Source organism: Fulvivirga sp. M361 (assembly GCF_007097395.1).
In the GTDB taxonomy this organism is placed as follows: Bacteria; Bacteroidota; Bacteroidia; order Cytophagales; family Cyclobacteriaceae; genus Fulvivirga.
On sequence record NZ_VKDC01000014.1, the window covers coordinates 167,338 to 188,372 of the forward strand.

General features: G+C 41.1%; 22 protein-coding genes. 13 read left to right on the forward strand and 9 right to left on the reverse strand.

The window, feature by feature from the left end; translation table 11 throughout:
* Positions 1 to 127: 127 nt before the first annotated feature.
* From FNH22_RS16720 to FNH22_RS16740, 5 genes are read left to right on the forward strand one after another with little or no spacing between them, the layout of a single operon-like run.
* The gene (locus FNH22_RS16720) at positions 128 to 700 is read left to right on the forward strand and encodes an acyl-CoA thioesterase (RefSeq protein WP_143399563.1); all 573 of its coding nucleotides are present in this window, start codon (positions 128 to 130) and stop codon (positions 698 to 700) included.
* Positions 701 to 744: 44 nt separating this feature from the next.
* Positions 745 to 2,094 (forward strand): M24 family metallopeptidase, encoded by a 1,350-nt coding sequence (locus FNH22_RS16725; RefSeq protein WP_143399564.1) that lies wholly within the window; start codon positions 745 to 747, stop codon positions 2,092 to 2,094.
* A gap of 38 nt (positions 2,095 to 2,132) precedes the next feature.
* Complete coding sequence (locus FNH22_RS16730) at positions 2,133 to 2,867, forward strand: 1-acyl-sn-glycerol-3-phosphate acyltransferase (RefSeq protein ID WP_143399565.1); 735 nt, start codon at positions 2,133 to 2,135, stop codon at positions 2,865 to 2,867.
* Positions 2,854 to 3,141, forward strand: a complete 288-nt coding sequence (gene gatC / locus FNH22_RS16735) for an Asp-tRNA(Asn)/Glu-tRNA(Gln) amidotransferase subunit GatC (RefSeq protein ID WP_143399566.1) — start codon at positions 2,854 to 2,856, stop codon at positions 3,139 to 3,141. The genes FNH22_RS16730 and gatC overlap by 14 nt, the downstream gene beginning before the upstream one ends.
* A 2-nt stretch (positions 3,142 to 3,143) precedes the next feature.
* Positions 3,144 to 6,164: a hypothetical protein gene (locus FNH22_RS16740; RefSeq protein ID WP_143399567.1), complete on the forward strand. Its 3,021-nt coding sequence runs from the start codon at positions 3,144 to 3,146 to the stop codon at positions 6,162 to 6,164.
* On the opposite strand, the gene FNH22_RS16745 is transcribed toward FNH22_RS16740, so the two are convergent.
* Both FNH22_RS16745 and FNH22_RS16750 read right to left on the reverse strand, forming a co-directional pair.
* On the reverse strand, positions 6,161 to 7,402 hold the full coding sequence (locus FNH22_RS16745; RefSeq protein ID WP_143399568.1) for a TAXI family TRAP transporter solute-binding subunit: 1,242 nt from the start codon (positions 7,400 to 7,402) through the stop codon (positions 6,161 to 6,163). The genes FNH22_RS16740 and FNH22_RS16745 overlap by 4 nt on opposite strands.
* Positions 7,403 to 7,404: 2 nt before the next feature.
* Entirely contained in the window at positions 7,405 to 7,872 is a 468-nt protein-coding gene (locus FNH22_RS16750; protein ID WP_143399569.1) for a YHS domain-containing (seleno)protein, read from the reverse strand.
* A 157-nt stretch (positions 7,873 to 8,029) separates the two neighbouring features.
* Here FNH22_RS16750 and gcvT point away from each other — a divergent pair, with 157 nt between their 5' ends.
* The gene (gene gcvT, locus FNH22_RS16755) at positions 8,030 to 9,112 is read left to right on the forward strand and encodes a glycine cleavage system aminomethyltransferase GcvT (protein ID WP_143399570.1); all 1,083 of its coding nucleotides are present in this window, start codon (positions 8,030 to 8,032) and stop codon (positions 9,110 to 9,112) included.
* A 26-nt stretch (positions 9,113 to 9,138) separates the two neighbouring features.
* On the forward strand, positions 9,139 to 9,849 hold the full coding sequence (locus FNH22_RS16760) for a 2-phosphosulfolactate phosphatase (RefSeq protein ID WP_143399571.1): 711 nt from the start codon (positions 9,139 to 9,141) through the stop codon (positions 9,847 to 9,849).
* 30 nt (positions 9,850 to 9,879) lie between these two features.
* On the opposite strand, the gene FNH22_RS16765 is transcribed toward FNH22_RS16760, so the two are convergent.
* The 7 genes from FNH22_RS16765 to FNH22_RS16795 all read right to left on the reverse strand — a co-directional run bounded on the left by FNH22_RS16765 (position 9,880) and on the right by FNH22_RS16795 (position 14,210).
* On the reverse strand, positions 9,880 to 10,206 hold the full coding sequence (locus FNH22_RS16765) for a nucleotide pyrophosphohydrolase (protein ID WP_143399593.1): 327 nt from the start codon (positions 10,204 to 10,206) through the stop codon (positions 9,880 to 9,882).
* A gap of 41 nt (positions 10,207 to 10,247) precedes the next feature.
* Positions 10,248 to 10,700: a D-aminoacyl-tRNA deacylase gene (gene dtd / locus FNH22_RS16770; RefSeq protein ID WP_143399572.1), complete on the reverse strand. Its 453-nt coding sequence runs from the start codon at positions 10,698 to 10,700 to the stop codon at positions 10,248 to 10,250.
* 2 nt (positions 10,701 to 10,702) lie between these two features.
* Positions 10,703 to 11,896: a carboxypeptidase-like regulatory domain-containing protein gene (locus FNH22_RS16775; RefSeq protein WP_185154264.1), complete on the reverse strand. Its 1,194-nt coding sequence runs from the start codon at positions 11,894 to 11,896 to the stop codon at positions 10,703 to 10,705.
* A gap of 527 nt (positions 11,897 to 12,423) precedes the next feature.
* On the reverse strand, positions 12,424 to 13,077 hold the full coding sequence (locus FNH22_RS16780; protein ID WP_143399574.1) for an NAD(P)H-binding protein: 654 nt from the start codon (positions 13,075 to 13,077) through the stop codon (positions 12,424 to 12,426).
* Positions 13,074 to 13,268 carry a hypothetical protein gene (locus FNH22_RS16785; protein WP_143399575.1) on the reverse strand — a complete coding sequence of 65 codons (195 nt, stop codon included), beginning with the start codon at positions 13,266 to 13,268 and terminating at the stop codon, positions 13,074 to 13,076. Before FNH22_RS16785 ends, FNH22_RS16780 begins: the two co-directional genes overlap by 4 nt.
* Positions 13,261 to 13,671, reverse strand: coding sequence for a YkvA family protein (locus FNH22_RS16790; RefSeq protein ID WP_143399576.1), 411 nt, complete (start codon positions 13,669 to 13,671; stop codon positions 13,261 to 13,263). Before FNH22_RS16790 ends, FNH22_RS16785 begins: the two co-directional genes overlap by 8 nt.
* 17 nt (positions 13,672 to 13,688) lie before the next feature.
* On the reverse strand, positions 13,689 to 14,210 hold the full coding sequence (locus tag FNH22_RS16795; RefSeq protein WP_143399577.1) for a hypothetical protein: 522 nt from the start codon (positions 14,208 to 14,210) through the stop codon (positions 13,689 to 13,691).
* Positions 14,211 to 14,399: 189 nt separating this feature from the next.
* On the opposite strand from FNH22_RS16795, the gene FNH22_RS16800 reads away from it, so the two are divergent.
* The 6 genes from FNH22_RS16800 to FNH22_RS16825 all read left to right on the forward strand — a co-directional run bounded on the left by FNH22_RS16800 (position 14,400) and on the right by FNH22_RS16825 (position 20,939).
* Positions 14,400 to 14,714 (forward strand): iron-sulfur cluster assembly accessory protein, encoded by a 315-nt coding sequence (locus FNH22_RS16800; protein WP_143399578.1) that lies wholly within the window; start codon positions 14,400 to 14,402, stop codon positions 14,712 to 14,714.
* An 85-nt stretch (positions 14,715 to 14,799) separates the two neighbouring features.
* Positions 14,800 to 15,645 (forward strand): DUF6340 family protein, encoded by an 846-nt coding sequence (locus tag FNH22_RS16805; RefSeq protein ID WP_143399579.1) that lies wholly within the window; start codon positions 14,800 to 14,802, stop codon positions 15,643 to 15,645.
* A gap of 802 nt (positions 15,646 to 16,447) precedes the next feature.
* On the forward strand, positions 16,448 to 17,644 hold the full coding sequence (locus FNH22_RS16810) for a Gfo/Idh/MocA family protein (protein WP_143399580.1): 1,197 nt from the start codon (positions 16,448 to 16,450) through the stop codon (positions 17,642 to 17,644).
* A gap of 18 nt (positions 17,645 to 17,662) precedes the next feature.
* Positions 17,663 to 19,051 (forward strand): DUF1080 domain-containing protein, encoded by a 1,389-nt coding sequence (locus FNH22_RS16815; protein WP_143399581.1) that lies wholly within the window; start codon positions 17,663 to 17,665, stop codon positions 19,049 to 19,051.
* A 40-nt stretch (positions 19,052 to 19,091) separates the two neighbouring features.
* Complete coding sequence (locus FNH22_RS16820; RefSeq protein ID WP_143399582.1) at positions 19,092 to 20,420, forward strand: Gfo/Idh/MocA family protein; 1,329 nt, start codon at positions 19,092 to 19,094, stop codon at positions 20,418 to 20,420.
* Positions 20,421 to 20,558: 138 nt separating this feature from the next.
* On the forward strand, positions 20,559 to 20,939 hold the full coding sequence (locus tag FNH22_RS16825; RefSeq protein WP_143399583.1) for a hypothetical protein: 381 nt from the start codon (positions 20,559 to 20,561) through the stop codon (positions 20,937 to 20,939).
* Positions 20,940 to 21,035 lie beyond the last annotated feature (96 nt).

Sequence of the window (21,035 nt, forward strand, 5' to 3'; positions counted from 1 at the left end):
TTCTATTTATTTTAAAGATGGAAATATAGAGAGTAATTGACTATTACATTGCTTAATTTCCGATATTCGGTTACTATTCTCTTCTAATTGAATTATGATCCAGCCATTACATTAATATACAAACCATATGGAAGCCCGCACATCTCATTCAGGCAAAAAAGCAGCCGATTCACAAACCACTATCACAGAGCTTATGATTCCTTCCTACGCCAACTTCGGTGGTAAAATACACGGAGGGATTTTGTTGTCACTGATCGACAAGGTAGCCTATGCCTGTGCCAGCAAACATGCCGGCGCTTATTGTGTCACCGTTTCGGTAGATAATGTAGAGTTTCTTCAGCCCGTAGAAGTGGGTGAGTTAGTATCACTACATGCCACCGTTAATCATGTTGGAAATACCTCACTGGTAGTGGGTATAAAAGTAATTGCTGAAAATGTAAAAGAAGGTAGCGTCAAGCATACCAATACAAGTTATGTAACCATGGTAGCAAAGGGTGAAGATGATAAACCCGTATCAGTACCTCCACTGATATTGACATCTCATACTGATGTAAGACGTTATGCAGAAGCCATAAAACGTAAAGAGTTGAAACGTGTTTCTCATGAAACAATGGATGAAACCAAAAATAGCTGGGAGTTGAATGAGGCATTGAAGATTTTGAAAGGTCAGAGGTGTATTGTTAATTTAGATGAGAACTGAACCATTAGGTCACTCAATGCTTATCCGGATCAATCCTTAAAACAATGAAGAAAATACTCTTACTCTTTATCGCAGGCTGTCTTTTTGGGAATGCAAGTGCACAATCGTCTTACCCGGCTATACTTTCCATGCAAAAAAGAGCGGAGACAGTGGACCGGCTTTTAGAAGATAAGATCCAAACCGTACTACCCTCATTGATGCGTCGAACCGGCATTGATATGTGGATAGTGATCTCCAGGGAGTATAATGAGGACCCGGTCATTGAAACCTTGTTACCTGCTACATGGCTGGCCGCCCGAAGAAGGACCATATTGGTCATGTATGACCGGGGTGAAAAGGACGGAATAGAGTGCCTGGCGGTAGCCCGTTACAACGTGGGAAGCACTTTTGAAAAAGCCTGGGACAAGGAAAGAGAGCCTGATCAATGGAAAAGGCTGGCACAGATCATTGAAAAAAGGGACCCCAAACAGATCGGTATTAATAAATCCGAGGCATTTGGTCTGGCAGACGGCATAGTGGCTACTGACCTGGAAGAATTTAATCAAATATTGCCACATAAGTACAAAAACCGTATCGTCTCTGCCGAAAAGCTGGCACTAGGCTGGCTGGAAACACGTACTCCTGCTGAAATGATGATCTATCCGCAAATTTGCCGAATAGCTCATGAGATCATAGACGAAGCATTTTCTGAAAAGGTCATCCAACCCGGGGTCACCTCTACGGAAGATGTAGTGTGGTGGATGCGAGAAAAAATAAGGGACTTAAAATTAACCACCTGGTTCCACCCTACCGTCTCAATACAACGGGATGACCCGCAATCCTTCGACCATCTAAGGTCATTCTCCAAGAGACCGGAAAAGAACATCATACTTCCGGGAGACCTGATCCATGTAGATTTTGGGATCACTTACCTACGTTTAAATACAGATACTCAACAACACGCCTATGTATTACGCCGGGGAGAAACAGAAGCTCCACATTACCTGAAAACAGCATTTGCACGTGGCAATCGATTACAGGATATTTTTACAAAGAATTTTAAGGAAGGTAAAACCGGCAACGAGGTGCTGAGGGAATCACGCGAACAAGCCATTGCTGAAGGAATCAAACCTTCTATCTATACCCACCCTATTGGATACCATGGACACGCAGCAGGAACTACGTTAGGTATGTGGGACCAACAAGGCGGCGTGCCTGTAACCGGTGATTACCCACTACATCTAAACACAGCCTACTCCATCGAGCTTAACGCTGCCACCTATATCAAAGAATGGAATAAAGAGATACGGATAATGCTGGAAGAGGAAGCCTTCTTTGACGAAACAGGAGTAAACTACATTGATGGAAGACAAACTGAGCTTCTACTAATTCCAAGACCTTCCAAGAACAAGTAATTGATAGGCTGATCATAACAGGAGACGGAACTGTAGCTATGAAATTCTTAAGAATACTGCACGCTATCTATGCCATTACTATATTCATTCTTTCATTTATATTATTTTTTCCATTATTACTGATCCCCGTTTTTTTCTCAAAACATCATCACCTGGTAGGTATATTTAATCGTTGGTGGTCAAAGATTTTTTTTGCTTTATGTATGTTCCCTAGAAAAATAGAAGTCCATTCTGCATTGGATAAGAAGGCACAATACATTTTCTGCCCTAACCACTTTTCTTACCTTGACATTCCTACCATGGGTTTAAACCCCGTCAACTCCATTTTTGTAGGAAAAAATGACATGGAAAAAATACCACTTTTTGGCTACATGTACCGTAAGTTGCACATCACTGTGGATCGGGGTAGTCTCAAAAGCAGGTATACTACTTTGCTACGTTCAGCCGAAGCAATAGATAATGGAAAAAGCCTCGTAATATTCCCGGAAGGCGGGATAGTATCACAAAAAATGCCTCAGATGGCAAAGTTCAAGGACGGCGCATTCAGAATTGCAATAGATAAACAAATTCCTGTTATTCCTGTCACCATTCCCCATAATTGGATAATTTTACCTGATTCGACAATTCTGCCCAAATGGGGTACTACTAAGGTCATCTTCCATGAGCCTATTAGTACGTTGGGTATGGATTCGACAGAAATTGAAGCACTCAAGAAAAAGACATATGATGTCATTGATGCTGAATTAAAGCGTCATCACGATGAAAATCGATAGAGAACATTTACACAAAATTGCCCACCTTGCGCGACTCGAATTTGACGAACGCACCGCCGATAATATGATGCAGGAGATGTCCCAGATCATCACTTGGGTAGAAAAACTCAATGAAGTAGACACGGAAGGGGTAGAGCCGCTTACTACAATGTCTCATGAAATAAATGTGTTACGGGAAGATGAAGTAAAGAACCATTTAAGTCATGAAAAGGCACTGAAAAATGCACCTAAAAAGGATGCAGACTATTTCAAGGTGCCGAAAGTAATTGAGTAACTATGCAATCTAAATTATTCTGGATGCAATGGACGCATCCGTTCAAGGGACTGTATTCAGCCCTTTTCCTATTATTTTTCGCCGCGCTAATATGGCTGGCAGTAAGCTTTTTCTCAGCCTATGACATTTACCTGGACTGGAACATTCAGGGACAGGCTGAAACAACTGAAACAACTATTGAAACCGTTAAAATTGGCCCTTTTAACATCACCAGTACTGCTGAAAATACGGCTTACACACAAAGATATACTAGTTCTCCCCCCAATATCAACTCGCTTTCATACAATGTTTTTTTGATCATAACAGTGTTATGTGCCAGTGTGCTCATAACGGTTATCAGCACGCTTCCCAGGTTCTCTTTTTACATTGGGGCCGGATTTATAGTGCTGTTCTTTATGAACCTGAAACTTGAGCTACTGTATCTTTTTAACAGCGAAGAAAAAATCGGGATGATCATAGCCCTGGTTTTGTTTTTACCCACGGTTTTTTACTTCAACAGGATAAAAAGCACCATAGCTTTCTTCCCTCGCTTCCTGGTATTCCTGGGATTATTCCTGGTATTGGCACTTATCATTTATTTTAGCTCACGAGTTGACAATCCTTTTTTTTATATCGCAGCAGCCGGCATATTAAATCCATTGATCATATCACTTGTCTTCGTATTGATGGTAGGTCATGAGATAATAGCCGGCTTCATTTATATTCTTACGCACTCTAACTCTCCTTCATCAAAGCATACGCTAACTCATTTTTCTGTAATTACGACCATCTACCTGATAAACATTGTATTGGTTTACCTGCATGAAACAAGAGTGATTGACTGGGATATTTTTTATATCAACCCTTACTTACTGCTGGCGGTATCGGCTATACTCGGTCTATGGGGTTATGCTAATCGGGAGTCACAATATGGGTATTTATTCAGGTTTTCCCCGGTAGGAGGTGTTTTTTACATTACCATGGGGATTATATGCTTTACCACACTGTCACACTTCATGACCACGGGCAATGACCCGGCCCTTGAAATTTTCAGAGATTTTACTATTTACGGCCACCTGGGTTATGGCTTGATTTTCGTGCTCTACATCATCTCTAATTTTATCACTCCATTAAAAAATAATTTGAAGGTGTACAAGGTACTTTACTCACCGAACAGTATGCCCTATTTTACATTTCGGCTGGCAGGACTGATCGCACTCATTGCATTACTGCTCAAATCAAATTGGGAGGTGCCTGTAAATCAAGGAATATCAGCTTATTACAATGGGTTTGGAGACCTTCATATTGAAAGCAGTGAACCTCTGCTCGCCACCAGTTATTACGAGGAAGGCGCCATTTATGGGTATAATAATCATAAGTCTAACTTTGCACTGGCCTGCTTATACACGAGTCAAAAAGAGCAAATTAAAGCAGAATTGTACTATGAGAACGCATTGAAGAAATGGCCTTCGCCAAATGCTTATATCAACCTAAGTAATCTTTACCTGGATGATAATCGTTTTTTTGAAGCACTTTTTGTGTTAAAAGATGGACTCAAAACATTTCCGGATAATGGTCCTATCCATAATAATGCAGGGCTATTGTATGGTAAAACAAACATTCTTGACAGCGCAATTATCCACCTGGACAAGGCTTATCAAAGTAATTCCTCTAAAAATACGGCCGCCAGTAATATCCTGGCACTGGTGTCAAAAAGTGACCTTGGCATAAAAGCTGATTCCGTCCTTCAAGCGTATAGCATTCAAAATGACAGGATTGCTTTAAATAATAATTATGTGCTTTTTAACAAAAGCCGAACTGCTCTAAAACAAAATTATGAGGTCAGTGATTCAGTGCTGGATTTCCTTGATGCCACGATACTTTACAACCAGGCATTCAACCGGCTTTTCGATGAGGATTCATTACATGCCCGGGCACTGATCAACCTGGTGAATAAATCGGTGAATGTTAATGTACGAGAGCCGTTAAAGTTTGCCGCATGCCTCAACTTATATAAGGATCACAATGTAAACGAGGCCTTTCGTGAACTTAACTGGTTGGCAAATTCGAGTATTGCCAACAGCGGTCAGTATTTTAATCAAATAGGTATCTGGGCTTTAGAGCAGGAAGCTCCGGAAGTAGCCAAAGAATATTTCAGCTGGGCTGCTAACAAGGAATGGGAAGAAGCAAGGTTTAACCTCGCCATAGCCTTGTCGGAAGGAGGCCAGAAAACTGAGGCCATTGAGGCATGGAAAAGCATTGAAAACAGCGCGGATGTTGAAGCACAACAAATAGCCGGCACGATGCTGGCCATACTTGAAGGTAAAACAAACGATGTGTCAAAACTTCCGGACTACCAGAAGTATCTGATAACACGCTATACATTAGATCTGGACGATACCTTACAGTTCATCGAGTTGGTAAAAGATATAAAGGACCATAATTATAAGGCGCAAGCATATCTTGACATATGTAAGGACTTTTGGAACCAGGGTTATGAGGCTAAAGCTACTGCCATATATGGTAAAATAGCCGGGCTGAAAATTACAGACGAGCACCTGTTCAATGAAATTCAATGGTTCGAACTACGCATGTTAGCCGGACAAAAAAATGTAAGCGCATTAGCCAGGAAGATTAACCAGGGAATGGTGTTCGACGCATCACACTTGCTGGAAAAACATTTTTACACGGGCTTGCTCAATGAAGCTTCGGGAGATACACTTAACGCTAGAAAAAACTATGAATTAATAGCATACATGAATCCCTTTTTCACCGAAGGAGTGATACATACGGCTGAGTACATAGGTTTAACAGATCCTTTTGAAGCTTACAATATTTTGCTTTCAGCGTTAGAAGTAAACCCTTCATCCGTTAAGCTTCTAAAAGCGTACATTTTACAATGTGCCAGGATACAATCCGAAAGTTATGCAGAAATCAGTTTAAAAGATTTGCAACAGTTAATACAAGAGGACGTGTACGATAGGTTTATAAAACAATATAATGAATTGGTAGAAAAGACCACAAAAGACCTGGAGAGCTTCTAAACCATTAAACGTGCTGAAAGTTCAGACTCCTTACTTGTGATCTCATCAGTAACGATCTTAGAGAGGTTCAGGAAAATAGAAAAGGATTCATCTGCTAATAACTTTTCTTTAATGACCAGGTTGATGGTTTCTTCCTGTGTCATCTTCACCTCCCTCAACATCTGCTTTGTCTCCCCTATTTCTGTCAGGTCAGCAATCCTGTTTCTAAGTAGAATAAGTTTGTTATAATATACATCGATCTTATTTTTCTTTTTGGTCCGCTGCCAACGGGAAATAGAGTAAAGAGTACTGATCAGGGCCACAAAAATGGAAATGATGACGCTAAATACTTCGGCATATTTTTCAACGAAAGTAGGTTCATACCGTTGAAGGTAATTTTGAGCTCCTTCATGAAGGTTAAAATTAAGAACGTTGGCATCGAAGCTCCCCGAAAAATCAAATAACAAAGGATTGATACGAGAAATTAAATGCTTATCCTCGTCCAGTAACTTTAATAAGTCATAGATCATTTGAGTGGATATATCAGCACGACAAACAAGGACGGCATCCACCTTCACTGTTAATACAGACCCATCCATAAAGTCTCCATAAACATTTTTCGCCAATATATACGGATCAAACTGTGGATACCTGAGGCAGATACCTTCAGCCAGTGACCCCTTTCCTAATTGATCTACATCATCAAAACTGAAAAGCTTATAATCACCCAGATCACGCAGTTCTTCATAAGACAAAAGATCTGTAAAAGAAAAAATCACATCAGCTTCAAAGAGCTCAAGATCTGATAAAAGTTTCACACGGTTCTCTTTAATACCATAGTGTTCCATCAATTGCTTCACAAAACGGTAAGTACCTGTACCGGGTGATCCGGCAAAAACTTTTTGATCAATCAGCAGTGACTCTATGGTTTCATATTCTTTAGTCCTCAAGTGTAAAACATGAAGTACCTGTGGATATAATGGCAGGATAGAAACCACCTGATCGCTCGGTGAGGTGTAATTGTCAACAATGGCAAAATCCAAACGACCGGACGCAATAGAATCCAGCGCATCGGTCATATGAATTTCCTGTACTATGGCCAGACTATCAGATAAATTGCTATTAAAAATATTGACGATCTGTCTGGTAACTTCATTTTGCGGCTCTTCTATGCTGCCTGAAATACGATAGAGCTCTGGATCTTTAGTACAGGAATCCAATACAAAAAGTACTATCACAAACGCTATGACTGCCGACAATCTCAATTTATCTTACCGGTAGTCGCGTACTTATGATAGTTTACAGAGGCAGTTTTTTCATTCTTTTCGGGAGCCTTATTCCAGAGCTCCCTACCATTTACGGATAGTGTTCTCTCAAATAAAAACAGCTTTCCGTCTTTCACCATGAAATTATCATACTTGGGAGTAGTGGCTCTTCCCATTACTAATGTCATAGAACACCAGCCACCAAACTGTGGCAGATATTTTTCAGGGGCCAGTAAAAACGTTCTCTTATTCTCCGTACTGGAAAATAAATAAATAACCTCGTCATATTCTGCTTTGATATCTTTCTTACCAGAAATGGCTTCTTTTTGATGGAAGTAAGCGAGTGGATCATACCCTCCCAGGCCTATATTATCATCTGTTACACAATATTTCTGAGCATCAGGTCCTGTTTGTGCTAATAGACTGGTGCTGATCAGGAAAAAAATTAATGTTAAGTGTTTCATAAAGAATGTTTTGATCCAATTATATACATACTGTTAAAAGTGGAAATTGGTTAGATATTTACTGTCAATTGACCGACACTCAGGTCAATAAAAAAATTCACGGAGTTTTACGAAGATTGATTTACCTTTGTCGCCTCATTTCAATCGATTGAATTCAATGGAGCTAAAAAAAGTACAACTTAACAACGTTCATGAAAAATTAGGTGCCAAAATGGTCCCTTTTGCAGGATTTAATATGCCTGTACGTTACTCATCAGATATTGAAGAGCATAATACCGTAAGGAATGGCGTTGGTATTTTTGACGTATCTCATATGGGTGAATTCCTGGTAAGTGGTCCTAATGCTCTCTCGCTTATTCAGAAAGTAACCAGCAATGACGCTTCAAAACTGGACATAGGAAAAGCACAATACTCATGCTTACCCAATGATAAAGGCGGTATAGTTGATGACCTCCTGGTATATAAAATAAAAGAGGAAGAGTACTTACTGGTAGTCAATGCCTCTAACATTGATAAGGACTGGAACTGGATAGCAAGTCATAATGATGCCGGCGCTATCATGAAAAACATTTCCGATGGCTTTTCCCTGTTTGCTATTCAGGGACCCAAGGCAACTGAAACGTTACAAAAACTTACCCCGGTTGATCTTGATGCGATCAAGTTCTACACTTTCGAAGTGGGCGAATTTGCCGGCGCTGAACATGTTATTATTTCTGCAACAGGGTATACAGGAGCCGGAGGTTTTGAGATCTACCTTCATAACAAGGATGCTGAAAATGCCTGGAATAAGGTTATGGAAGCTGGTGAGGAATTTGGCATAAAACCTATCGGGTTAGGTGCGAGAGACACTTTACGCATGGAAATGGGCTACTGCCTGTATGGTAATGACATTGACGATACTACCTCTCCCCTGGAAGCAGGACTGGGCTGGATCACTAAATTCACTAAAGACTTTATCAACAGCAATAGCTTAAAAGCACAAAAAGAAGCTGGTATTTCTAATAAACTGGTAGGTTTTAAAATGATAGACCGTGGTATCCCCCGCCATGATTATGAGATACATGATGCTTCGGGCAATGCAATAGGTCGGGTAACCTCAGGCACAATGTCTCCCACATTATCACAAGGGATAGGGTTAGGATATGTTCAAAAAGAGTTTGCTACGCCAGGTACGGAAATATTCATTTCCGTCAGGAACAAAGTGATCAAAGCCGAGGTGAGTAAACTACCACTCATTTAATATTCAACACCAATAGTCCCCACTATATGAAAACCATTGACGTTTGTTTAAGCCCTGATCTCATTCACCTCCACGATATCAGTGACAAAAATGTAGTAGTAGTGGATATTCTCAGGGCCACATCCTGTATGGTATCAGGGTTAGCCAACGGCGTTAAAAGCATTACTCCTTTCGCAAGTCTAGACTTATGCTGCGCTATGAAAGAAAAAGGCTACCTGATAGCAGGTGAACGTGGGGGACAAAAAGTGGAAGGGTTTGACCTTGGCAACTCACCCTTTGACTATATGAATGCAAAAGTTAAAGGGCATAAAATAGCGGTTACTACCACCAATGGTACGGTGGCGATAGACAAGTCAAAGGGTGCTGTAAGTGTTGTCATCGGCGCTTTTCTAAATTTATCTGCAGTAGCTTCTTATTTGAGAAAAAGGGAAGAAAGTGTACTCATATTCTGCGCCGGATGGAAGGGGAAAGTGAATCTTGAGGATTCTCTTTTCGCAGGTGCACTGGTAGAAGAGTTACAGAATGACTTTACCAATGAATGTGACAGCCCACTACTGGTACAGGCTGCTTACCAGAATATGAAGCATGATCTGGTGGGTTTTATCAAAAACTCATCACATGCCAAACGCCTCAACCGACTCAACGTACATGAAGATATTGAATTTTGCATGAAACAAGATGAGTACGATGTTCTTCCTGTCCTTAACGGAGATGAACTGGTGACTGATCAGGCATAGGCATTAACCTCTAAGCTGAGCCAATTCTTCTTACTTAAGCTTATCATTGTTTTTATGCCTGTCCTTATCACGGATGCTCTTCTTATCCATGTTTTTCAAAAATGCTTCAGTAAGATTCACTCCGGTCTGGTTGGCCAAACATATCAGCACCCATAATACATCAGCCATTTCATCACCAAGATCCTTATTTTTATCGCTCTCCTTTTCTGACTGTTCTCCATAACGTCGCGCCATGATACGTGCCACTTCGCCTACTTCTTCCGTCAGTATAGCTGTATTTGTTAATTCATTAAAGTAGCGTACTCCCGTAGTATTGATCCATTTATCCACTGTTTTCTGGGCCTCCTCCAGTGTGATCGACTTTTGTATATCACTCATTGGTTCCTTTTCTAGAGTTGTTATTTCTTATTTTTTGTATCCATAATGATGGTAACAGGCCCATCGTTGACAAGACTTACTTTCATATCCGCCCCAAATTCACCAGTCTGTATTTCTTTGCCAAGGTCCGTCTCCAACTGTTGGATGAACTTTTCATACAATGGAATAGCTACTTCAGGGCGTGCCGCATTAATATAGGAAGGTCTGTTGCCTTTTTTAGTACTGGCGTGCAACGTAAACTGACTGATCAGAAGGATATCACCACCCTCATCTAACAGACTTTTGTTCATTACACCCTGTTCATCGTTGAATATTCTGAGATTCACTATTTTTCGGCTCAGCCAGGTTATATCTTCCTCATTATCTGTCCCCTCAATACCCAGGAGCACCACTACACCAAGCCCTGTTTCACCTTTTATGTCACCATCAATACGTACAGAGGATGATGTAACGCGCTGTATAACTGCTATCATTTTTATTCATCGGGCAAACGGTAATTCATAGGAAGAATACCGGCTATGCTACCTTTCCAACTCCAGTAGCCTTCCACATAGGTAGATTGCACGTCCTCATAGTACCCGTTCTCATATACTTTAAGTTCGTCCGTAATATACAGCCTGGATCTTTGGTAACCTGACTTTCTTCGTGAATTTCTTTTAAACGGATATTTTTTGTGCTCCTTCTCCCCCAGATACGTCACTTGCAAAATGCCATTATAAGCAATGATACTGTTTTCGATCAGTTCATTTGCGGAAGCAAACTCATTTCCCGGAATATCCACAAACCCGGGTTGTGCCTGTATCTGCCGGTAGCGCTTCAGGCTATCGGCCCAATTAACATCACATACCTGATTCGTAGGCTTATGTTCTTCCAGCTTGCTCCGAAAGAACCGGATCTTCCTGCTAACCACTGCTTCAGGCAGACGGTCAGGATCAGGTATTCTTTTTATAGTCCGTACCTCATACTGGTTATCTTTGAGCTTATCAGCATACACCGAACGAAAGAAATGCAACAAAGAGCCAGTGTATTCCAACTGCCTGTTTTTCTCCCATCGTTTAGCATCGAACCTATTCTTTGGGTCCAGGCATGAAAACCTGGGCACCCCTTCACAGGTTAGCCGACCTTTATCAAAATCCATCCGAAATGATCGCATATCATAATCTATCTCGTACCCCAGCCAATTATTTATCACTTTTATTGGTTCACGTGTATGCGCATAAAGCGTGTTTTGCGACTGGTCAAAATAGAAGTTTAATGACCGGTAATTCAAAATTTTACACTCCTTACTGCCGGGAGTAGTCCCCAAAAAATAATTACAGAACACCTGAAAATAGTTGTTCCACCGAGAAGTGTCCGCTGTAATAAATACTTCGGGTAAACTTAATACCTCTGTATGAAGGGTTATGTTTAGATCTAATTCCTGGCCTACCCCTAGTTCAATAGGTATTGAATAGGTACTGAAACCAACAAAAGAAACCGTTAGATCGTACTTACCCGGTTCAAAACCCTTTAACACAAACGCACCTGTACTATCTGTTACTGTACCGGTCACCGTATTCGCAAGGTATACATTGGCAAACTCTATGGGATCACCCGAAACAATATGGCCCACCACCCCTCTCACCACCTGCGCAAACGCGCTATTGGAGCATAAAAAAACCAGATACAAGAATAAGGCCCTTTTATTCATGCATATGAAGAACGCCTGACGATTGATAACATACTAATCGAAAACGATCAATGGCCTTAAAATCAGGTAAGTCAGTATTTCTGCCAGAAGCTTGACTTGTAATTTCCCGGTGCTGTGTTGCTAACAGCCTTTGGTTTAATCCATCGGTCATAGGATCGGATCACAAGGTTTATTAGTAAGATAATTGCCTTTAATTTTTCTTACCGCATCTTAACTACTTCCCAGCGGACACTCTTTTTGGCGGTAAAATCATAGCTCCACTCTATCCGGCTTTCACTACAAAACCTAAGTTCGTTCAAATTACAGGTTTTATACACCTGTACAACATACTGGGTAACTTGCAATGGATAAAGGTACTTACGAACAAGTGGGAAGAAGCACCTATATTAAGTGGGCAAGGTACGTCAGATGCGCAGAGCAGGAGTAAAAAGCCTCAACGTCGGAGCTGTCAAAAGAAATGGCAATGAAAAAAATCCTGGCAAATTATTAAGTAACTTGTCGGGCAATTAGTATGCCTGCAAGTCATCTGACCTATAAGTGTAAACACCTTTCTTCGCTTCCACAGCGACAGAAAACATGGCATTAGCCACTTTACGATAATCTATGGCTTTGTACTTTTTCAAAGGGCCCACAAATAATCTGTTGATAACGTTAAAGATCACCTGAGCAATGTGCTCCCCCGCTCTTTTTTCCTGTCGCTTACCCAGTAATAATGCCGGTCTGAATATATGCAGTCCTTCGAAAGGGATTTTGGCCAATGCCTCTTCCAACTCTCCCTTCACACGATTGTAAAAGACGTTGGACCTGGAGCTGGCTCCCATGGCCGTCACTACCAGGAACTGGTTCGCTCTATTCTGTGCCGCTATCTGTGCAATTTTAAGAGGGTAGTCATAATCGACCTTTCGAAAATTTTCTTTTGATCCGGCCGTTTTCATTGTAGTGCCCAGGCAACAGTAAATATCATCTCCCCGGATATTCTCTGACAACTGCTCCAGATCATCATAACCTCCTAAAAAGTTTTTCAGCTTAGCATGTTCGCCAAGTGGTTTTCGAGTAATGGCCACTACCTCATTGTACCGGTCAGAGTCCAGCAACAATGAAGTAAGGTATTTTCCTATCAGTCCTGTAGCTCCAACGATAAAGGCCTTCCTGGATGTCACGGGTTTCTGTTTTTTGTATCTTTATTGAGAAACAGGTAAAGAATGGTAGCGACTACGGCTAGCACGGCCACTATTATAGAAAGATAGCCGGCAAACGATGCCACCCTATATCCAATGTTGCCACTTTCTTCTACACTGCAACCGGATAATAATGTAAAAATAACCAACAGAAATAAAGGCATTTTATTCATTTGATGCTTTTTGCTCTTCCCACGTAATGAATTTATCAATCTCATTTTGTATTCTATTATATACCCACATTATCACGGTAAAATCATCTAAATAGCCTGTAATGGGAATAAAGTCCGGCACCAGGTCAATGGGGGTTATGAAGTAGACCAGTGCGGCCACTACCAATATCATATTCTTTAATTCAATGTCACGATAATCCCTGCGTGCATAGGCGCTTACCATGCGCATAAATGTTTTAATACGATTGATGAAACCGGATTTTTCCAGCTTCCCAACATTCAGGTCATTGATCCTGTCACCAGCTCTGTTCACCAGACTTCGTAACCTGGGATTATTATTGAGAATATCAGATGCTTTAGAAACTGCCTTTTTGAAAAATCTATTGGTTTCAACCTTCTCCATTGTACCAGATTAAGCCCTTAAAATGTATTTCTTATTTCATTTTTCACCTCTGTCAACGCCTTTTGAATAGGGTCCACGTCTTTGGACATCGTACGCTCGAAAAGTTCCTTGCTTAAATCCAATCCAGTGGCATTATCCGCCAGTCCGAAAGTAGCTTCATTAATACTTACTATAAGGTCTTCTTTTGCTGTTTTTACCAATTCCCAGGCCTCATCACTCATATAAACCTGCTGCGAAACATTATGATTATATTCTTCACGTATTTCTTTTAACATGATCTGTTGAAACTCCTGTGCAGTATACTGACCGTTATTGAGCCTTACCACAAGATTATTGGGGCTGATGCGCTCAAGAAATAAACAGATCCGCTCATAGGCATGGAGCCGGTTCGGAAGTACAGTCTCTATGCTCTTGTTCCTTACTTCCAGTTGTTGTTTTTGTAGCTCCTTGTCCAAAAAGGACTTCACCACAAGGTACATGGCATAAAGAACCGCACCTGCAGGTATCAATATTTTACTGAATTCAATGAGTATTTCCATAAGTAATTAGGACGATGACTTATAACGTTTGTAAATTAAAAAAAGTCTAAGATATTCATTTCAGTACTCAGACCTAAATTATTGGTACATCCTTTAAAAATAGGTTTTGCATTGGTTTTCAATGACTCATAAATAAATGATAATTTTGAACTAATTGACAGCCGTTGTTTATTTAACCATAATACAATCATGGTAGACAAGCTCATTCCGATAACTCTCTCTCAAAAGGCTATTGAGGAGGTAAAGAACATTATGGCCAACAAGAATATTCCGGAAGAGTATTCACTCCGGGTTGGGATCAAAGGAAGTGGCGGTTGTTCCGGCTTTACTTATTTGCTGGGGTTCGACACGCAAAAAGATAGTGACATTGACTTTGAAATAGAAAACATCCCCGTGCTGGTAGAAAAGAAACATACCATGTACTTATTGGGGCTGGAGGTAGACTTCTATGAAGGCACTGATGCCAGAGGATTTACGTTTGTTAAACGTGAAGAAAAAAGCTAACGATCTAACTTTATAATTATGTGATAATGTTACGACGCTTTTTTTCATTCTTTCCATTGCCTTATTATTCTCTTCCTGTCAATCATTGTTAAAATACGAAAGGTCTTTACCTCCCGAAGTTGATATTTCCGGATATCATGACTGTAGAGTGGTAAGCCTGTACGATACCAGTAAGTTAGATTTTAACCAGGATAAAAAGCGACAGGTATATAAAGATGCATACCTATCGATGACAGACAACCTGCTCAATAGCTTAAGCAAAGACCTCGGGCTACCTACCGGTTTTAATCAGCTTTACGGATATGATTCATTACTATCCGATACACTTATTGAAGATTTAACAGACACATTGGATAATGACATGCTGGTAATCGTACAATCCTTTGACCTGGAAAGAGATAAAGAAGTAGTGGTTACAGAGGACGAAGATGGGGATAAAGTAAGGACAGCATATTACACCCTGATCTGCAAATCTGAAATCATTTGTGTAAATGCAAATCGGGAGGTGGTTTTTAATCGTTCTATACATGCGAGTGATCTCATTGATGAACGGTCTGTTCTGAGTGGCTTACTAGCCATTGGTCCAAGTGTCGGGAATCATGGCAAAACGGCCAATAAATTAGCCAAAAATGTAGCTTCACAGTTTTTAGGCATTTTTTTTCCTTCACAAATACTGATCACCAGAACTTACTATTCCGCGAAAGACTTAAAGGGGGTTAAACCATTATTTAAAGCTCAGGATTGGTTACAGGCCGAAAAATTCCTCCTTGACTTATGGGATAAAAAAGATCCTGAACTTGAGAAAAAAATTGCTCATAATCTTGCATTGGTATATGAAGCCAAAGGCAACATGGTAGAATACAAAAAATGGGTTGCCAGGGGTAAAAAGCCCAACGATTTTTTTAGAGAAGGAGTAGAACAGAGCTATTAATATGTGCAGGTAGTACATTGCGAATAACCTGATGAAACCATCCATACACAGGTTTCACAGGAAGTAATAAAAACTCCTGAACACGAACCCTGACCAGTAAATTGTTTCATCAGACCCATCCGGTCGATTGGGATTACTTTTTTATCTGAAAATTCTATTGGAAGCGATACCTTTTCAATATTCTCTTTGAAAAGCAAAATTTGCCCCCTTACAATAGCTAATGTGGAAAATCAAAACCCCCTTTTAGCTCTCCACTAAAACTCTAATATATAGAAGCATAGTTCAGGTCAAATAAACCTACATTGCACTCAGCAGCCATTCAAAGCACCCTGAATTTCATCTATAGATAAATACTTTTGACTCAATAATTTCTACTTTTTTGGGAAGCGATGAAAAATATAACTATCTAACAATCAGAGTTTTAAATTTTAAAAACTCGACATTCAATCCACTTATTGGCTACTTACCTGCAAATCAACTAATATCTATGTCTAGTTTTGAAAAAATGGTATTTATAACCCCTTTTTATATGATTTTAATGTAAAAATTTCAGTAGAGTGTTTCATCGTAAGACCTTATCATTGAATAGATGATTTAAGTAATACGAATGATCTCTTATACATCTCAATGAAGTTTATTAATTCTGAGAATTGTCAGGTCAATCATATGAACCCATCTGAATAGTTTGGTTCATGACTACAAAACTCATTGAAATGACCAGCCATCCCCTACACTAAAATCAATTGTGCAAAAAGGGAGCCAATCGATTGGCAGTTTATTATCCTATAACCTACTAATAACCATGAAAACTAGTAGAAGGGCATTTTTAAAAGCAAGTACTGCAGGCTGTGCCGGCTTAGTAATGGCACAGGCAGCTCCAGCGGCTATTTCCTTTATGGACTCCATTGGTGTAGGTATTGTTGGTATGGGTGACCGAGGCACAGGCATTGCTACTCTTATTAAAGGAATCGAAGGCATGGAGTTTAATGCTTTCTGTGAGATTATCCCATCGAGGTATGAAAGTGCCAGGCAATATGGTCAAAAACACACTAAGGCTTATAAGGACTATCGTAGGCTGATAGAAGATAAGTCCGTTGAAGCCATCGTAATAGCTACTCCATTTAGTATCCATGCAGAGATTGCCATGGCAGCTTTGGAAGCAGGCAAACATATTTATTGTGAAAAAACCTTAGCCTATGGTATTGCACCTATCAGGCAGCTTGTAGAAAAAGCCAAAGCAACAAAGACAGTCTTTCAAACAGGACACCAGTATCATAGCTCAAGACTTTACCGTCATGTTATGGACTTGATCCATAGGGGTTACTTAGGCCATATATCATTGATTGAATGCCAATGGAATCGCAATGGTAACTGGCGTAAACCCGTGACCGGCTCAAAATGGGATAAAATGATCAATTGGCGCATGTATAGGGAATACTCGGGTGGCCTCACTGCAGAGCTATGTTCACACCAAATCGATTTTGCCAATTGGGTGACCGGAAGCCACCCTATTAAGGTAGCTGGGTTTGGAGGTATTGACTACTGGAAAGATGGCCGTGAAGTCTATGACAACATACATCTTATCACTGAATACCCCAACGGTATGAAAGCCACTTATACATCATTGACAACTAACGCCAAAGATAATTACCAAATCAAAGTACTGGGTCAGAAAGGCAGCATAGTGCTGGGCTATGACAAAGCCTGGGTATTCAAGGAACATAACGATCATCCGGTTGAGGCTAAAGGTGTTGTTGATGGCGTTAGTGGCGCAACGCTCAAAGCCTGGGAAACCGGTAAAGGTGCGCCAATAGATGTTTCGCATATCGATCCAACCAGGCAAGCCCTGATTGATTTTAAAGACAACATCATTCAAGACAGTACACCACAATCAAATGCAACTACCGGCGCAAAAGTGGCTATCGTGGTAAATATGGCACTTGAAGCGATGGATAATAACAGTGTGTGCCACTGGAAAGACGAATATAATTTTTTTTAGTACCAATAGTCAACTGATATGAAAATACCGAAAGCGCTCATCATTTGTGTCCTCATTGTTATAGGACCGTTTGGTTATGGGCAAAGCTCTGAGGGGTGGGAAATCCTTTTTAACGGCAAAAACCTGAAGGGGTGGGAGAAGCTAAACGGGACAGCTGACTACATTATTGTAGATAGTGCCATCGTAGGCACCAGTAAATTGAATACACCAAACACCTTTTTAGCTACAAAGAAGGTCTATAAGGATTTTATCCTGGAGTTTGAAGTAAAAGTTGAGAATGAACTTAACTCCGGTGTACAATTCAGAAGTCTGAGCAACAAATCTTATAAAAACGGTCGTGTGCACGGCTACCAGGCTGAGATTGATCCCAGCCGGAGAGCGTATTCAGGGGGGATATATGATGAAGCCCGCCGCAAATGGTTATATCCTTTAGGCATTAACCCAAAGGGACAGAAAGCTTTCCGTCCCGGCCAGTGGAACACTTACCGGGTGGAGGCCATAGGTCCACACATCCGTACCTGGGTAAACGGTGTAATGTGTGCTAACCTCGTAGACCACCTTACCGCCGAAGGCTTTATCGCTCTTCAGGTGCACAGTATTAATTCCCATTCCCAAGTGGGTAAAAAGGTCATGTGGCGTAACATTCGTATCAAAACTACTGATCTTAACGCCGAGCGCCGGGAGCCTGACCCGGCGGTGAAGGAAGTGAGTTACCTCATCAACCAACTCACAGAAGGTGAAAAGCGCCGTGGGTACCGCCTACTCTGGGACGGTAATTCTTCAAAAGGATGGCGAGGTGCCAAACTAGACCACTTCCCTGAATCGGGCTGGGAAATGAAAGACGGTGTGTTGACAGTACTGACAACTGACGGCGGCGAGTCCACAGGCCCCGGAGACATAGTGACCATTGACAAGTTCGGTGACTTTGAGCTGGAATTAGAGTTCATGATTACCAAAGGCGCCAATAGTGGCATCAAATATTACGTAGACCCGGCTCTCAACAAGGGTGCCGGCTCAGCGATTGGTTGTGAATACCAAATTCTGGACAATGAAAACCACCCCGATGCGAAAAAAGGTGTACTTGGCAACCGAACGATGGCCTCACTCTATGATTTGATCACAGCAGAAAATCTCTCGAATAAAGAAGACCAAAAAAGAACACCGTTTAAAGGTGTTGGCACCTGGAACCATGCTCGAATAATGGCCAGAAATGGCAAAGTTGAGCATTGGCTTAACCATGAAAAGGTCGTGGAGTATGATCGTTTCTCGCAGATGTTCAGCGCATTGGTTAACTACAGCAAATATCAAAAATGGCCCAACTTCGGTCGCTGGCCGGCTGGCAGTATACTATTACAAGATCATGGCAACACAGTACACTTCAGAAGTGTCAAGGTCCGGGAATTCTAATAAATGACTTTACTACTACTTATGAAACCAAATTACTACCATGAAAACAAATTCCAACAGAAGGGAATTCATTAAAAAAACAAGTGCGGGCACCATTGGCCTGGCTATGAGCATGAGTGCTAAAAGCTATAGCAATATCCTTGGGGCCAACGATCGTCTGCGCTTTGGTGTTGCCGGCTTGCATGGCCGGGGAAAGGCTCTTATCAAAGCTGCTGCAGCTTTGCCTAACGCTACAGTTTCGGCTATTTGTGATGTTGACAGCCGGCAATTTGATTTTGCCGGAGAACTTGTGCACAAGGTGACGGGTAAAAAAGCTAAACACTATAAGGACTACCGTAAGATGGCAGAGAGCAAGCATATCGATTGTATAGCGATAGCCACACCGGAACATTGGCATGCGCCAATGGCCATTATGGGAGCCCAAAACGGCAAGCACGTCTATGTAGAAAAGCCCTGCAGCCACAACCCTCAAGAGGGTATAATGCTCATTGAAGCCCAAAAAAAGTATGATGTGAAAATACAAATGGGTAACCAACAGCGATCTGCACCAACATCCATTCAGGCTATGCAGGATATTAAGGAAGGACTTATCGGAGAGCCTTACTATGGCAAAGCCTGGTACTCCAATGGCCGCAGAGGCATAGGTCGTGGACAAGTATCGGCCGTTCCTGACTGGCTTGACTGGGAGCTATGGCAAGGGCCGGCCCCGCGTGCGGAATACAAAAGCATCTATGTGCACTACAACTGGCATTGGTTCTGGCAGTATGGAACCGGTGAGATCCACAATAACGGCACACACGAAATCGATGTCTGCCGGTGGGCACTCGGTGTAAAATACCCTGACTCAGTTACCTCTTCCGGTGGGCGCTTTCATTATAAAGATGACTGGGAATTCTACGATACACAAGTTGTCAATTACGAATATGGCAATGGAAAAATGATCACCTGGGAAGGGCGAAGCTGCAACCCTTTTCACCATTATGGGAGAGGCCGGGGAGCTACTATACATGGTACAAAAGGCACGATTTTACTTGATCGCAATAACTATGTGGCGTATGACATGGGGGGTAAGGAGATCAAAAATGTAAAAGAAGCTGAGCTAAGTGCCACAACCAATACGATCGGGGAAGGGAATCTGGATAAGTTACATTTTAAAAACTTTGCGGACGCCATTCGTGAAGGAATTCCACAAAACAGTCCTATAGATGAAGGAGCATGTACCAGCCACCTTTGTCACCTGGGTAATATCTCCCAAAGAATAGGACGCAAACTACATATTGACAAAGAGACCGGCAAAATGCTCAATGATACCGAAGCGATGAGCTATTGGTCAAGAGAATATGCCCCGGGTTGGGAGCCTGTGGTTTAAAACCCTATGACGTATTGAAAGATTATAACAAGAGCTATAAACAGATATTTCATTATTAATATATGATGTGGACGACTCCACATACCATCAATCCAATGTATACACACACCAAACTATTTTTTATCTAAATGAAAAAGTATGAAACAAAATGTACGTAAACTAATTATTGATACATTTCAATACTCGCTCTACATACTACTCTTGCAGGTCATATCGATGCAATTTGTAGTGGCGAATGAAATGTCAGAAAACTCCCTGACTGAAGTCAAAGTAACTATTTCATTGAAAAATGCTTCTTTGGAAGAGGTTATCAATCAGATCGAAAAGCAAACTGACTTTGTTTTTGTAGCCAAGGGGGCAAGTGTCAAAACTGAATCCGGAATTGATCTGGATTTAAAAAACTCCGATTTAAAACATGTTCTTGAGGAGTTGTCCAATGAATTTGAATGTAGTTTCAAAAGAATAAATAAGCCCAAATTACGCAATAGGAAATATCAGAGGTGTTTGGACTTGATTTGAGGTATTCCAAAGTCCATTGAACCATTTTCTTCGTTGTTTGGCTAGTGCGATTTTGAGTACGGTTTTTCCTTTTACTTTCAGGAAATACGCTCCGAT

Coding starts and splice junctions, on each gene's coding strand:
- FNH22_RS16730 (WP_143399565.1), top strand. CDS start 2,133: ATGAAATTCTTAAGAATACTGCACGCTATCTATGCCATTACTATATTC.
- FNH22_RS16795 (WP_143399577.1), bottom strand. CDS start 14,210: ATGGAAATACTCATTGAATTCAGTAAAATATTGATACCTGCAGGTGCG.
- FNH22_RS16825 (WP_143399583.1), top strand. CDS start 20,559: ATGAAACAAAATGTACGTAAACTAATTATTGATACATTTCAATACTCG.
- FNH22_RS16785 (WP_143399575.1), bottom strand. CDS start 13,268: ATGAATAAAATGCCTTTATTTCTGTTGGTTATTTTTACATTATTATCC.
- dtd (WP_143399572.1), bottom strand. CDS start 10,700: ATGATAGCAGTTATACAGCGCGTTACATCATCCTCTGTACGTATTGAT.
- FNH22_RS16810 (WP_143399580.1), top strand. CDS start 16,448: ATGAAAACTAGTAGAAGGGCATTTTTAAAAGCAAGTACTGCAGGCTGT.
- gcvT (WP_143399570.1), top strand. CDS start 8,030: ATGGAGCTAAAAAAAGTACAACTTAACAACGTTCATGAAAAATTAGGT.
- FNH22_RS16815 (WP_143399581.1), top strand. CDS start 17,663: ATGAAAATACCGAAAGCGCTCATCATTTGTGTCCTCATTGTTATAGGA.
- FNH22_RS16740 (WP_143399567.1), top strand. CDS start 3,144: ATGCAATCTAAATTATTCTGGATGCAATGGACGCATCCGTTCAAGGGA.
- FNH22_RS16760 (WP_143399571.1), top strand. CDS start 9,139: ATGAAAACCATTGACGTTTGTTTAAGCCCTGATCTCATTCACCTCCAC.
- FNH22_RS16790 (WP_143399576.1), bottom strand. CDS start 13,671: ATGGAGAAGGTTGAAACCAATAGATTTTTCAAAAAGGCAGTTTCTAAA.
- FNH22_RS16725 (WP_143399564.1), top strand. CDS start 745: ATGAAGAAAATACTCTTACTCTTTATCGCAGGCTGTCTTTTTGGGAAT.
- FNH22_RS16800 (WP_143399578.1), top strand. CDS start 14,400: ATGGTAGACAAGCTCATTCCGATAACTCTCTCTCAAAAGGCTATTGAG.
- FNH22_RS16720 (WP_143399563.1), top strand. CDS start 128: ATGGAAGCCCGCACATCTCATTCAGGCAAAAAAGCAGCCGATTCACAA.
- gatC (WP_143399566.1), top strand. CDS start 2,854: ATGAAAATCGATAGAGAACATTTACACAAAATTGCCCACCTTGCGCGA.
- FNH22_RS16820 (WP_143399582.1), top strand. CDS start 19,092: ATGAAAACAAATTCCAACAGAAGGGAATTCATTAAAAAAACAAGTGCG.
- FNH22_RS16750 (WP_143399569.1), bottom strand. CDS start 7,872: ATGAAACACTTAACATTAATTTTTTTCCTGATCAGCACCAGTCTATTA.